Source organism: Ardenticatenales bacterium, assembly GCA_020634515.1.
Lineage (GTDB): Bacteria > Chloroflexota > Anaerolineae > Promineifilales > Promineifilaceae > JAGVTM01.
Window position 1 is genome coordinate 444,003 of sequence record JACKBL010000001.1, and the last position, 13,422, is coordinate 457,424.

At 59.1% G+C, this 13,422-nt stretch carries 9 protein-coding genes and 1 tRNA gene; 2 read left to right on the forward strand and 8 right to left on the reverse strand.

Features of this window, described 5'->3' with window-relative positions; all coding sequences use genetic code 11:
• Positions 1–10: 10 nt before the first annotated feature.
• The 5 genes from H6650_01655 to H6650_01675 all read right to left on the reverse strand — a co-directional run bounded on the left by H6650_01655 (position 11) and on the right by H6650_01675 (position 4,374).
• Positions 11–412: a cytochrome c gene (locus H6650_01655; GenBank protein MCB8950698.1), complete on the reverse strand. Its 402-nt coding sequence runs from the start codon at positions 410–412 to the stop codon at positions 11–13.
• Positions 413–487: 75 nt separating this feature from the next.
• On the reverse strand, positions 488–709 hold the full coding sequence (locus H6650_01660; protein ID MCB8950699.1) for a hypothetical protein: 222 nt from the start codon (positions 707–709) through the stop codon (positions 488–490).
• 274 nt (positions 710–983) lie between these two features.
• Positions 984–1,056 (reverse strand) — tRNA-Lys (locus H6650_01665).
• A 103-nt stretch (positions 1,057–1,159) separates the two neighbouring features.
• Positions 1,160–2,887 carry a proline--tRNA ligase gene (locus H6650_01670; GenBank protein MCB8950700.1) on the reverse strand — a complete coding sequence of 576 codons (1,728 nt, stop codon included), beginning with the start codon at positions 2,885–2,887 and terminating at the stop codon, positions 1,160–1,162.
• A gap of 44 nt (positions 2,888–2,931) precedes the next feature.
• Positions 2,932–4,374, reverse strand: a complete 1,443-nt coding sequence (locus H6650_01675) for a proline--tRNA ligase (protein MCB8950701.1) — start codon at positions 4,372–4,374, stop codon at positions 2,932–2,934.
• Positions 4,375–4,828: 454 nt separating this feature from the next.
• Between H6650_01675 and H6650_01680 the strand changes: the two genes are divergently transcribed.
• Positions 4,829–5,023 carry a hypothetical protein gene (locus tag H6650_01680; protein ID MCB8950702.1) on the forward strand — a complete coding sequence of 65 codons (195 nt, stop codon included), beginning with the start codon at positions 4,829–4,831 and terminating at the stop codon, positions 5,021–5,023.
• Between the two features lie 2,226 nt (positions 5,024–7,249).
• Here the strand turns inward: H6650_01680 and H6650_01685 are convergent.
• Positions 7,250–8,929, reverse strand: a complete 1,680-nt coding sequence (locus tag H6650_01685; GenBank protein MCB8950703.1) for a peptide ABC transporter substrate-binding protein — start codon at positions 8,927–8,929, stop codon at positions 7,250–7,252.
• A gap of 299 nt (positions 8,930–9,228) precedes the next feature.
• Here H6650_01685 and H6650_01690 point away from each other — a divergent pair, with 299 nt between their 5' ends.
• Positions 9,229–9,474: a hypothetical protein gene (locus tag H6650_01690; GenBank protein MCB8950704.1), complete on the forward strand. Its 246-nt coding sequence runs from the start codon at positions 9,229–9,231 to the stop codon at positions 9,472–9,474.
• A 140-nt stretch (positions 9,475–9,614) separates the two neighbouring features.
• Here the strand turns inward: H6650_01690 and H6650_01695 are convergent, their stop codons facing one another.
• Both H6650_01695 and H6650_01700 read right to left on the reverse strand, forming a co-directional pair.
• Complete coding sequence (locus H6650_01695) at positions 9,615–10,589, reverse strand: hypothetical protein (GenBank protein MCB8950705.1); 975 nt, start codon at positions 10,587–10,589, stop codon at positions 9,615–9,617.
• A gap of 1 nt (position 10,590) precedes the next feature.
• Positions 10,591–13,407: a 3'-5' exoribonuclease gene (locus tag H6650_01700; protein MCB8950706.1), complete on the reverse strand. Its 2,817-nt coding sequence runs from the start codon at positions 13,405–13,407 to the stop codon at positions 10,591–10,593.
• Between the last annotated feature and the right edge of the window lie 15 nt (positions 13,408–13,422).

Here is a 13,422-nt window from a genome sequence, read left to right on the forward strand (position 1 = left end):
GTTATGTTAACTATTTTAGGGTGAGCAGGAAGGTGACGACGGCGTCTAGTTCTTCGCTGGTGAGTTTTTTGCCCAGGTCTGCCGGCATTGCGTTGGGAAAACCGGCCACAAGATACGCATCTGGTCGCAAAATGGATATTTCGATGTACTGTTTGGCCGTCAGGTTGGCGTCGCGCGTGCCGGCGCGTTCGGCCACGCCTGCCAGTGAAGGACCGACGATGATGGTGTCCGGCGCGGTTGCGTGGCAGGTGGCGCAATGAAGATTGAAGACCGTTTCACCGTGGACCACGATGGGATCGCGTGTGGGGGTGGGAGTGGGCTGCGCCGCCGCGCCGCCGCAGGCTGCCAGGAAGAGTGTGAGGAGGCAGAACCAGCCGCGCATCAGCGAAGCGTGTCGGGGAGCAGGGGACATAGGCGATTGGGTGGGGAATGGGGGTAAATGCCGGCATTCCGGCGCAGCGCCCATAGTGACAGAAGAAACGCGCCCCTACGGGCCAAACCGATCCAGCACCGGGGCATACGTGCAGCGGCAGCCCTGGGGATGAGAACAGCCCTCCACCGGCAGTTCCGGTACGTCATCAAACTCATACGCGCCCTGGGCCTGCCTGCACACCGGGCAACAGTCATGGTTAGCCAGAATGCGTATCTTTGTCGCCAATCCTCCCTTGATTTTCTTCAATGCTTCTTGATGTTCGGCGGGTGTTGCCACGTCGGATCTCCTTTGAGAAAAGTTATCAGGTAGAACGGACGAATGACGAATAAGTCCTTCGCCATTTGTCGTCTTTCATCCTTTATTTTTGGGGCACGGTAACGGCTAAGCCAGATTGGACCAATTTTCTAGCGCGTTAGTAGTTACGGGACACGAGCGTCATAGTGGGCGAATTCTACGAGTAAGTCGGGGAGATGGCAAGGCATCGCGGCCTGGTCGCGCAGCGCAACAAAAAAGAGCCGCTGCCGCGACTCTTTGGCTGGTCTGATGGAAGTGGGCCATGAGGGACTCGAACCCCCGACCAAGTGATTAAAAGTCACCTGCTCTGCCAACTGAGCTAATGGCCCAAAACCGATGTTGTAAAGCGAATTATGCCACAGGTGAAATATGCCGGCAACATCCAAACCGTTCCTGCAAACTGACGAGGCAAGTCCGTACTTTATTTCATCGTCAGTCCTTAACGGTTTGTACCACGTCTTCCAGAGGGATGTCCTGGCGGCTGGACTCGCCGCGTCGTTTTAGCTCCACGGTTCCCTGGGACAGACCGCGCCCGCCCACAGCCAGGCGGTAGGGGATGCCTATGAGGTCGGCGTCTTTGAATTTAATGCCGGCACTCACCTCCCGATCATCATACAAAACCGCCACGCCCGCCGCCTGCAACCGCGCATAAAGCCCCTCCGCCGCCAGCCGCACATCCTCTCCCTTCCCCAGATGCAGCAAATGCACCCGGTACGGGGCCACGCTCTCCGGCCAGATCAACCCATCCGCGTCGTGATGCAACTCCGCAATCACCGCCATCAGCCGATCCAGCCCGATCCCATACGACCCCATATAAATCAATTGCGGCTGGTTCTCCTCGTCCAGGTAAACGGCATTGACGGGGGCGCTGTACCGCGTTCCCAACTTAAAGCAGTGGCCTAACTCAATGCCGCGCCGCGCCACAAAACGCCCGCCGCACCGCGGGCACTGGTGGCCCGTATCCGCCTGGGCAATGTCCGCCATCTGGCTAATGGCGTGGTCGCGGGGATAGTTGGCTCCCGTGAAGTGGTAGCCTGCGTCGTTCGCGCCGACCACGAAGTTTCCCCCGGCTTCAATGGAAGGGTCGGCAATCACGAATACACCCGGCGCATCCAAATCCGTGGCAATCGGCAGCCCCACCGCCGACGCATATCCCGGAACCGCCCCCGCCGCCCGGATTTCCTCGTCCGTGGCCGCGCGCAGCACGCGACCATCCAGGGCATTGCTCAACTTCACCTCGTTCACGTCCAGGTCGCCGCGCACAAGGGCAAAAACGAACCGCCCCGCCGTTTCCGGCTGGCCCAACGGCGTCGCCCAATAAAAGACCGCCTTCACGGTCTGGCTGGTGGGCACGCCAATGAAGGCAGCGACTTCGGCGATGGTGGTGCAGTTGGGCGTGGCGACTTTTGTCAGCGGCTCCGGCGTGGCGGGCGGACGACCCTCACGCACAAAAACGGCGGCTTCTACGTTGGCGGCGTAGTCGCACGCTTCGCAGGCGATGAACAGGTCTTCTCCCTGCGGGTGGGGCACGGTGAACTCCTGCGACGATTTGCCGCCCATGGCGCCCACGTCGGCGTTGATCATCACTGCCGGAACGCCGCAGCGGTCGAAGATGCGTTTGTAGGCGGCCAGGATTTGGGGATAGAAGGCGTCCAGGGAGGCTTCGTTGGCGTCCAGCGTGTAGGCGTCCTTCATCACGAATTCGCGCAGGCGGATGAGGCCGCCGCGCGCGCGGGGTTCGTCGCGGAACTTCTTGGAGATGTGGTAGATGAAGCGGGGCAGATCGCGGTAGCTCTCTACGTCGCGCAGGGTGAGGTCGTTGACGACTTCTTCGTGCGTGGGGGAGAGGGCGTATTCCCGCCCCCCGCTCCCTTCCAACTTCATGAGGACGTCTACGGTGTTCCAGCGACCGGTGGCTTGCCAGATGGTCGCGGGGTGTAGATTAGGCATCCACATTTCTTGTCCGCCGATGGCGTCCATCTCTTCGGACATGATGCGCCACAGGTTACGCAGGACGCGGTAGCCGAGGGGCATGTAGGTGTAAATGCCGGCACTCAATGGCCTTACAAAACTCCCCCGAATCAACAGCTGATGGCTGATCATCTCCGCGTCAGCCGGGGCCTCCCGTAATGTCTTACCAAACGCGCGCGACAGCCGCATAACGTTCTCCTGGCATCGTCGTAAAAACCGGTTTCTTCAGGCTTTCAATAGGCCCGGCTAAAAATAGCGACCCGGTCCGCCGGCTTACCCGTGTAGAAACAGACGCCGCCCCCGCCCGGCTGCTCCAACGGAAAGCAGCGAATCGTCGCCTTCGTCTCTTCCTTCACCCGCAACTCATCCTCGTTGCCGCCGGCCCACCAGACCCGCGCAAAACCCGTCTGGATCGCCTCTTTGAAGCCCGCATAATCGCTCACGTCATGCGTGTTCGCGTCGCGGAAGCGGGTGGCTTTATCCAGCATCCCCACATGAATCTCCGTCAGCAGCTCCTTGACCCGCGCCGCCAGACCATCCTGGCTCACAAAAACCTTCCCCTCGCGCCCCGGCACATCGCGGCGGGCCAACGCCACCGCATTCTTCGCCACGTCACGCGGCCCGATTTCAATGCGCGTGGGCACGCCGCGCAACTCCCAATCGTTGAATTTGAAGCCCGGCGTGAGGTTGTCGCGGTCGTCCACCTTGACGCGAATACCTTCTGCCACCAACGCCCGCGCAATCTGCTCCACCGCCTCCATCACCGTGGCGCGTTCCTCGTCCCGTCGGTAAATGGGCACAATCACCGTCTGGTAAGGCGCCAGGCGCGGCGGCAGCACCAGCCCCGCATCGTCCCCGTGCGTCATCACCACCGCGCCCACGAAGCGCGTACTCAATCCCCAGGACGTGGTCCAGCAATGTTGCAGCTCGTTGTTCGCGTCCAGATATTGAATGTCAAAGGCGCGGGCGAAATTCTGCCCCAGGTTGTGCGACGTGCCCGATTGCAGCGCCTTGCCATCCCCCATCATCGCCTCAATCGTGTACGTGCGGTCCGCGCCCGCGAAACGCTCCAACGCCGACTTCTCGCCGCGAATGACGGGGATGGCCGCCTCGTTGATGGCGAAATCCGCGTACACTTCCAGCATTTGCCGCGTGCGTTCTTCCGCTTCGGCGGCGGTGGCGTGGGCCGTGTGCCCTTCCTGCCAGTAAAACTCCAGCGTGCGCAAAAACAGCTTCGTGCGTAGCTCCCAGCGCACCACGCTGTTCCACAGGTTGATCAGCACGGGCAGGTCGCGGTAGCTCTGAATCCAGTTGGCGTAAGCGTGGCCGATGATCGTCTCCGACGTGGGGCGCACCACCAGCGGCTCCCCCAATTCTTGCCCGCCGCCATGCGTGACCACCGCCAGTTCCGGGGCGAACCCTTCCACGTGCTTCGACTCTTTTTCCAAAAAACTCATGGGGATAAAGAGGGGAAAGCCCGCGTTTTGCACCCCCGTGGCCTTAAAGCGGCGGTCCAATGCCTGCTGCATATTTTCCCACAACGCCCAGCCATACGGCTTCACGATCATCGTGCCGCGCACGGGGCCATAGTCGGCCATGTCCGCCTTCAGCACCAGGCTGTTGTACCATTCATTAAAATCTTCACTACGAGAGACGAGTTTGTCTTTATCTGCCATGCTGTTCCATTTTGAGTAGAAGTTTTGGCTCTTGGCATCTCAGGGGGAGTGGAGGCTTCAGCCGGAACGGTCCCGACTAAAATCTCCATGCCGCCCCATATTTAGGCCATGACCCGATGAGTTTGCAGAGAGCCAACGTATTGCGGTCTGGGAGGGCGGCCCGCCTGCCGCCAGAGGTCGAAAAAGTATAACAGTCTCCAAAAAGGGCGTCAATTGACGCTTGAAGCATACGCTTCCTGAATTCCACCTGAGAGTAAACCTTAAAGAATTCGCTTCAGGTGAAAAAATGTTGCTTTCCAGTGTAAACTACTCTAAGATACGCGCCGCTCAGTCAATGAGCATGAGTCGGGCGCAGTGCACCTACTCATGCTGGAGGAACCACGTGTGAGCCGCCAACTGTCTTGATTGCCTTTCCTCGCACGTGGCAAACAAATTCACAAGGAAGGTAATGACGATGGCTTATTCCTACACCAATTCCAAAGGCAATGCCTACATTCTGCATGGCCGCGAGACAACGTTGAAGAATGGAACGAAGCAAACCATTTACTTCTTCGCCAAAGAGGCCAAAGAAGGCGCTCTGGATGCTGTCCCCGCCGGGTACATCGTTTCGGAAAGCAAGAATGGGCTGCCCGTTTTGAAGAAAGCGTGAGAACGCGAGACACAACGCAGTATCTGATGAGTGAAAAGCTCTGCTCACATCAATGGGCAGAGCTTTTTTATTCCCGGAGAGACTGGTCAATTTCGGCAAATTGACCTACGGATGGCCGCAATGTAGGACAAGACGCTGTCTTGTCCGGTCAATTTCGGCAAATTGACCTACGGATGGCGGCGTTGTAGGACAAGACGCTGTCTTGTCCGGTCAATTTCGGCAAATTGACCTACGGATGGCGGCGTTGTAGGACAAGACGCTGTCTTGTCCGGTCAATTTCGGCAAATTGACCTACGGATGGCGGCGTTGTAGGACAAGACGCTGTCTTGTCCGGTCAATTTCGGCAAATTGACCTACGGATGGCGGCGTTGTAGGACGGGCCGCTGTCTTGTCCGGTCAATTTCGGCAAATTGACCTACGGATGGCGGCGTTGTAGGACAAGACGCTGTCTTGTCCGGTCAATTTCGGCAAATTGACCTACGGATGGCGGCGTTGTAGGACAAGACGCTGTCTTGTCCGGTCAATTTCGGCAAATTGACCTACGGATGGTGGACGGGCCGCTGTCTTGTCCGGTCAATTTCGGCAAATTGACCTGGGTTGCACGGGACGCTGTCTTGTCCGGTCAATTTCGGCAAATTGACCTGCGGGTGGCCGCAATGGGACAAGACGCTGTCTTGTCCGGTCAATTTCGGCAAATTGACCTGCGGGTGGTTGCAATGTAGGACAAGACGCTGTCTTGTCCGGTCAATTTCGGCAAATTGACCTGCGGGTGGCCGCGTGTGTAGGACAAGACGCTGTCTTGTCCGGTCAATTTCGGCAAATTGACCTGCGGATGGCCGCAATGTAGGACAAGACGCTGTCTTGTCCGGTCAATTTCGGCAAATTGACCTGCGGGTGGCGGCGTTGTAGGACGGGCCGCTGTCTTGTCCGGTCAATTTCGGCAAATTGACCTGCGGGTGGCCGCAATGTAGGACAAGACGCTGTCTTGTCCGGTCAATTTCGGCAAATTGACCTGCGGATGGCGGCAATGTAGGACAAGACGCTGTCTTGTCCGGTCAATTTCGGCAAATTGACCTGCGGATGGCCGCAATGTAGGACAAGACGCTGTCTTGTCCGGTCAATTTCGGCAAATTGACCTGCGGATGGCCGCAATGTAGGACAAGACGCTGTCTTGTCCGGTCAATTTCGGCAAATTGACCTACGGATGGCCGCAATGTAGGACAAGACGCTGTCTTGTCCGGTCAATTTCGGCAAATTGACCTGCGGGTGGCCGCAATGTAGGACAAGACGCTGTCTTGTCCGGTCAATTTCGGCAAATTGACCTACGGATGTCTTGTCCAAGACGCTGTCTTGTCCGGTCAATTTCGGCAAATTGACCTGCGGGTGGCCGCAATGTAGGACAAGACGCTGTCTTGTCCGGTCAATTTCGGCAAATTGACCTGCGGATGGCGGCGTTGTAGGACAAGACGCTGTCTTGTCCGGTCAATTTCGGCAAATTGACCTACGGGTGGCCGCAATGTAGGACGGGCCGCTGTCTTGTCCGGTCAATTTCGGCAAATTGACCTACGGGTGGCCGCAATGTAGGACAAGACGCTGTCTTGTCCGGTCAATTTCGGCAAATTGACCTGCGGATGGCCGCAATGTAGGACAAGACGCTGTCTTGTCCGGTCAATTTCGGCAAATTGACCTGCGGATGGCGGCGTTGTAGGACAAGACGCTGTCTTGTCCGGTCAATTTCGGCAAATTGACCTACGGATGGCGGCGTTGTAGGACGGGCCGCTGTCTTGTCCGGTCAATTTCGGCAAATTGACCTACGGATGGCGGCGTTGTAGGACAAGACGCTGTCTTGTCCGGTCAATTTCGGCAAATTGACCTACGGGTGGCCGCAATGTAGGACAAGACGCTGTCTTGTCCGGTCAATTTCGGCAAATTGACCTACGGATGGCCGCAATGTAGGACAAGACGCTGTCTTGTCCGGTCAATTTCGGCAAATTGACCTGCGGGTGGCGGCGTTGTAGGACGAGACGCTGTCTTGTCCGGTCAATTTCGGCAAATTGACCTGCGGGTGGCCGCAATGTAGGACAAGACGCTGTCTTGTCCGGTCAATTTCGGCAAATTGACCTACGGGTGGCCGCAATGTAGGACAAGACGCTGTCTTGTCCGGTCAATTTCGGCAAATTGACCTGCGGATGGCCGCAATGTAGGACAAGATGCTGTCTTGTCCGGTCAATTTCGGCAAATTGACCTGCGGGTGGCGGCGTTGTAGGACGGGCCGCTGTCTTGTCCGGTCAATTTCGGCAAATTGACCTGCGGGCTGGATTGGCGGGATAGGTTTTGCCACTGGGGGACGCCCATGGGCGTGAGGGTGTAGCCGTAGATGGTGGGCTTGACGAGGATGGCGGAGAGGGGATGGGTGATGAAGAGGGCGGGGGCGGCGGCCACGAGGCGCTGTTCCGTCTGGGCGTACAGGGCGAGCCGCGCCGTGACGTCTGCTGTGCTACGCGCCTGTAGCAGCAGGGCGTCCAGATCGGCGTCATGGAAGCGACCCAGGTTTTGCGGGGAGCCGCTGTAGTAGAGGACGTCGAGGAAGTTTTCCGGGTCGGGGTAGTCGGCGCACCAGCCGTAGGTGAAGAGGTTGGCAGGGTTGTCGTACAGTGACTGAGAGTAGCGGTAAGGGTCTATCAGGGTGGGCGTGATGGTAACGCCCAGGTTTTGCCGCCAGCGGGTGATGAGGGTGGTCACGAGGGGGCCGATATCCTCGTAGCCGTCCGTGGCGAAGGTGATGGGGGGGAGGTCCGTGGGGTTGGGGTAGCCCGCTTCGGCGAGAAGCTGCCGCGCCTGGGAAATGTCGAAGGGAAGCGGGTTTGGAGGTTGGTAGCCGGGCATGCCAGGCGGAAGAGGGCCAGAGGCAAGAATGGCGTCCTCTCCAAACAATGTGCGTGCCAATTGCTCCCGATCTATTGCCAGCGTAAATGCTTGCCGCACGCGCACGTCGTCAAATGGCGGGGCGCCGGCGTTGAAACCCACGTAGGATGTGCAAAAATCCACGCTCATTTGCAACTCCGTCGATAGGGGATTATCTACGTCTCGCAGCCGTTCCAGGGTGCTGCCACCGACGCCGACCATATCGATCTGGCCTGTTTCGTACAGGGATAGGGGAATGCCCGCTCCCATGAGGACTACGACGTGGGCTAATGCCGGGGGCGTGCGGTAATACTGCTCGTTGCGGTCCAGTACAATAATCTCATCATCCTTCCATACCTGGAGCCGAAACGGTCCTGTCCCATTTGCGTGATGCTCCCAATCGGGCGCGGCCACATTTTCCCGGTCCACCACAAAGGCCACGGGCAGGGTCAGTTTTGCCAGAAAATACACTTTGGGGGCGTCAATTTGTACCTGGAGCGTGTAATCGTCTAGTTGCCGCACCCCGGCGATGTGGTCCGCCGCGCCGCTGACCTTCTCCGCCACGCCCACAATGTCCCCCAGATAAGTCAGCGCCGTATCGGAGGCCAGGCCGGGGTCGGTGGCCCGTTCCCAGGAGAAGACGACGTCCGCGGCGGTGACGGGGCGTCCGTCGTGAAACACGGCATTGTGGCGGAGGAAAAAGGTGTAGAGCGTGCCATCTTCGCTGACTTGCCAGCCGGCGGCCAGGTCTGGTTGCACTTGCAACTGTGTGTCAAGCTGCACCAGCCCGCTGAACACGTGTCCAACGATGCTGTCTGGTCCGCTCAACGTGGTGGCCGGGTCCAGCGTTTGCGGTTGCCCACCGGCCAGGAACAGCCCTTCGTCCCGCTTGACGCCGTACGCCGCCGCCGGATTGCCGCTGCCTGTTCCCGTAACGAGCTGACAACTCAACCCCAGCAGTGCCGTGACGAATAACCATGCCCACATCCTTCGGTTGTTCATGTTTTCCTCTGTGCGTTGGTGGGTTTGCATGTGTGTACGCAGGTCGATGCTCACCGCGCCGTTTGCGTGTCTCTGGTATTCTATAGGCAGTGAGGTTACAATCCAGCCTTTCGGTGGTGCGTCTTCATGGAAGAATCCATGAAGGCGTGTCTGCTTTTTGGTAGATTTCTGGTTGTCTGTTGCCAATGGTCCGCGAGAGCGGGCATGATTGGCGTTCCGCGGCGAATGAAAAATGATGGCGCGGAGGAATTCGCAACCGGCTATCACGAATCAAAAACGATACTTCGAAGGAGTTTGACATGGACACCAATCTCGATTTTGACTATACCTTTCAGTTGGAATTGGCCGATGGCGGTGTTGTTGAGGGCGGCAGCACGATTGAACTGGAAGTAGAAACGGATGAAAACGATGAACTGGATTCGTACGATGCCTATATGATTGCTTTGGAGACGATTATGGAGCAGTTGTACGAAAATGATGAAGATTTCGATCTGGATGCGCTGCCGAATTTGACGATTACGATTGAGAATATGCGTTTGAGTTGAGCGTGTCAGGCGGACGCGGATTGGGCCAGACCTGGCAAAATCCGGGATGTCGCCTGGCGCGCTGGCGCGCGACTGACTTTTGTGACTGGGAACATCCCGCCCATCTCTGGCGGGATGTTTTTTTTTGCGGGGGGGGGATGTTATGGCTGTAGCAGGGAGGTGTCGCCTTCGACTTCCATGCCGGCATTTTCGCTCTCCTCCGCAAACAAAACCTGCCCATCCAGGTCCGTCAGCACCACCCGCACCGCCGCTCCCAGCATCTCCGTCACAAACGGCGCCATCCCCTGGGGCGTCGGCCCCAGCAACGTCGCCCCCGCGGAGCGCCGCGCCGTAATCGTCAGCCGGTGACGCCGGTTCCGCACCACCACCTGTACGTCCGTGTCTGCCACGTTGACCGCTTCCAGCACCCCCCCCGTATACGTCGTAAAGCGATGCAGCATTCCCTCGTGCCACAAGCCAATAATGAAACCGGGAAAAGCGCGCCCAATCCAGGGGATGCGGGCGACGGAGGCCATCAGGCTCGTCCCCGGCGTGGGGAAGTGATTTGCTTGTAGCCAGACCCACGTGCGCGGAAAATGCCGGCCCCAATCCTTCTCGATGTAGCCGCGCCCCCCGCTGAAGTCAATAATGTGTCCATCGTGGACCAGGCGGCCATCAATGCGATGATCCATGCTCACCACGCCATGGTAACACTCCATCACCGGAACCCAGCCATACCAGCCCATGACGCCTGGAGATGGTAGCGTAACCGGCCAGGGGATGGTTCCCGTAAATGTCAGGCGTCCCTGCAGGTTTGGCAGGTTGAGGATGAGTGTGTTGGTGGTGAAGTGGTTGTCGCCGATGCGCACGTCGAACTGGCGGTTGGAGGCGGCGAACGCTTCCGGGGGGAAGCGGTGATATTCCACGACGTTCCGATTGCCGTTTAATACCTGAATGAAGGCGTGGGTTTGTGCCGGCATTTCCCCCACATAAATCCCCGGAATAACAGCCCACGCCTGCCCCCGTGCCGCATCCACCAACTTAAAATACCAACCCTCAAAGAAGGGCGGACGTTTGCCATGTCCGTGATACACGGCGGGGCGTAGCGTTGTCGTGATGAAGTGGCGCAGGCTCATGCTAGGCACGCTCCCGGTTAAACCAGCGCTGCGTCAATTCGCCGAGGCGACCCATGCGCTGGCGGATAACGGTGCATTCCGGCAGGGCCTCCAGAAATAGCTGCCCATATCGCTTGCTGATCACGCGCCGGTCCAGAATAACGACAATACCCTCGTCGTTCTGGCGGCGGATAAGGCGACCAAAGCCCTGGCGGAAACGCAACACCGCTTCGGGAATGCTGTACTGGAAGAAGGGATTGTCATACGTCTCGGAGCGGGCGGCGAAAATGGGGTCGGAAGGCACGTCGAAGGGGATTTTCACCAGCAGCACCGCCTGCAAAGCAGGACCAGGCACGTCCACCCCTTCCCAGAAGGAGCGGGTTCCCAGAAGGACGGCGCGCGCGTCCTCCGCCTTGAATTGTTCCAGAAGCTGCTGCCGTGAGGCTCCCTCAAGCTGCGCCAGCACCGTAATCCCTTGGCCTTTCAGCGTCGCCTCTATGCCCTGCACCGTTTGCGCCAACTGGCTGTAGGACGTGAAAAGGGCCATGGTGCGCCCACCCAATGTCGTGGCAACGTCAATAATCGCCTGCTCCACGTACCGCTGGTAGCCTGGCTGGTTCGGTTCGGGGATGTCCGTGGGGAGATAGACCAACGTGGAGCTTTTGTAGTCAAAGGGAGAACCCACGGCCAGTTCGGCGGCGTCATGCCCATTCAGCCGCTCCCGAATGTAGGTGAAGCCCGGCTCCGTGCCCGCGCCGGGGTCCGCGGTGCGCATAGTGGCGGAGGTGAGGATGACGGTGTCTTTGGTCTTGAAGATGTGTTCGGCGAAGAGGGGGCCAATGTGCAGCGGCGCGGCGTGCAGCGAAATGCGGTCACGCCACATCTCAATCCAGTAAATCCACTCATCCTGGGGCGCGGCGATGATGGCGTCCGTTTTCAACAGAATCTCCGCCAGGTCGCGCCCCAGGTTGGTCAATCCCAACCCCAGGTCTTCGCCATCTTCCAGTTCAAAATCGTCGCGCAGCTCCGCCAATCCGCCGGCCAGGGATTGCACCCCTTCGCTGATCTTTTTCAGCGGCTTGCGCAAGTTATCCCAACTCATTTCCACTTCATCATAATAGGGCTGGGTGCGCAGGGCGGGCGTGAGGCGGAGCTGCTGCGCGTACTGGCTGCGCTGGTTCAGGTGGTCGCGCACAAAGTATTGCAGTGTGGCGAAGAAATCCTCCACGTAGCTGGCGGCCAGTACGCCTTGTTCGCGGGTGCTGTCGGCGAGGGCGTGGAAGCGACGGGCCACGTCGGCGGGGACGACGGCCTGCACGGCGGCTTGTGCCTGGCCGAGGAGGCCGGCGCGCGGGCGCACGATGTCTTCCAGCACGGAATCCAGGTAGCGTTTGTCGGCTTCAAAGCTGAGGCTGTCGGTGACGGCGGCTTCGATGTGGTGGGCCTCGTCAATGATTAGATCATGGTATTCGGGGATGACCATATTGCCGGCAGCTACGTCGGCCAACAGCAGCGAATGATTGACGACGATAATGTGCGCCTTGGCCGCGCGCTGACGCGAGATATGTAGCGGGCAGCGCGCCTGCGCGCACACATCACGGTTGCAGCCGTCGTTTTCCGCGCTGAGGCGGCTCCAGGCGAGCTGTTCTTCGCGCGTGCGCAGGGTGATCTCGTTGACGTCTCCCGTGTCGGAACCGGGTAGCCAGTTGAGAATGCGCGCATAGAGCGTCATCTCGTCGGCATTGCCTGGGCCGCGGTGGCGCATCTGCTCAAAAAGGCGGGTGCAGAGGTAGTTGCGCTTTCCTTTGAGGATGGCCGCGCGCAGGTCGAAAAAAAGCAATCGCTGTAATTGGGGAATGTCTTTGCTGATAAGCTGGTCTTGCAGGTTGATGGTGTTGGTAGAGACGACTACGGGGCGGTCGTTGCTGTCCGCCCAGAAGGCGGCGGGCAGGAGATAGCCGATGCTCTTGCCCGTGCCCGTGCCCGCTTCCACAAACAGGTGTTCGCCGTGGTTGAAGGCTTCGGCCACGCGCCGCACCATGGCGACCTGCTGTTCGCGGTATTCGTAGTCGGGAAAGGCGCGGCTGAAATTAGCGCCCGGTTTGAGCATGTTGGCGATGGCCTGCGCGTCGATTTTCTTTGGGTCGTCTCCCACGCCGGCGAGGTTGGGCCCTTCCACTTTGGGCGGATCGAACAACTTCTCCACGCGCTGCGCCCCGCCACGCCCAAATCCATGCCGCACGGCTAATCCCAACGCTTCTTCAAAGAAGCGTGTTTCCGGCCAGCCGAGTCGTCGCCCGCTCTGGACGATTTCGTTCAGGCGGGCCACGCCCATGCGCTGCGCTCGCTCGAGGAGGGTGTAGAAGAGGGCGACGGTTTGGTGGGCGTCGGCGAGGGCGCGGTGTTCCTGGCGTCCGGTGAGGTTGTCCAGGTTGAGGTGTTTGATGAGGGCGTCGAGGGCGTATTTGCCGGCATCTGGCAGCACAATCGAAGCCAGCGTCACCGTATCCAGGCGCGCATTATTCGCCCCCACATACGCGGCCCGCAAAAACCCCATGTCAAAATCCACGTTGTGCCCCACCACCACGCTATCCCCCAGGAAACGGCGCAACTGGGGGCGCAGCGTCGTGATGCCCGGCGCATCCGCCACCATCTCATCCGTAATCCCCGTCAGGTCCGTCACCAGCGCCGGAATGCCCTGATGCGGATAGACCAACGTGGAAAACTCCTCCACAATACCATCCAACTCAAAAGCAACCGCCGCCACCTCAATAATGGCGTCGCGGTTCGGGTCCAACCCCGTTGTTTCCAGGTCAACGACAACATACGTAGCAGACATGCGTTTATTATACCG

Bases quoted from the DNA above. Each gene is read 5' to 3' on its own strand.
- H6650_01680 (MCB8950702.1), top strand. From the start codon at position 4,829: ATGGCTTATTCCTACACCAATTCCAAAGGCAATGCCTACATTCTGCAT.
- H6650_01695 (MCB8950705.1), bottom strand. From the start codon at position 10,589: ATGAGCCTGCGCCACTTCATCACGACAACGCTACGCCCCGCCGTGTAT.
- H6650_01675 (MCB8950701.1), bottom strand. From the start codon at position 4,374: ATGGCAGATAAAGACAAACTCGTCTCTCGTAGTGAAGATTTTAATGAA.
- H6650_01690 (MCB8950704.1), top strand. From the start codon at position 9,229: ATGGACACCAATCTCGATTTTGACTATACCTTTCAGTTGGAATTGGCC.
- H6650_01685 (MCB8950703.1), bottom strand. From the start codon at position 8,929: ATGAACAACCGAAGGATGTGGGCATGGTTATTCGTCACGGCACTGCTG.
- H6650_01655 (MCB8950698.1), bottom strand. From the start codon at position 412: ATGTCCCCTGCTCCCCGACACGCTTCGCTGATGCGCGGCTGGTTCTGC.
- H6650_01670 (MCB8950700.1), bottom strand. From the start codon at position 2,887: ATGCGGCTGTCGCGCGCGTTTGGTAAGACATTACGGGAGGCCCCGGCT.
- H6650_01700 (MCB8950706.1), bottom strand. From the start codon at position 13,407: ATGTCTGCTACGTATGTTGTCGTTGACCTGGAAACAACGGGGTTGGAC.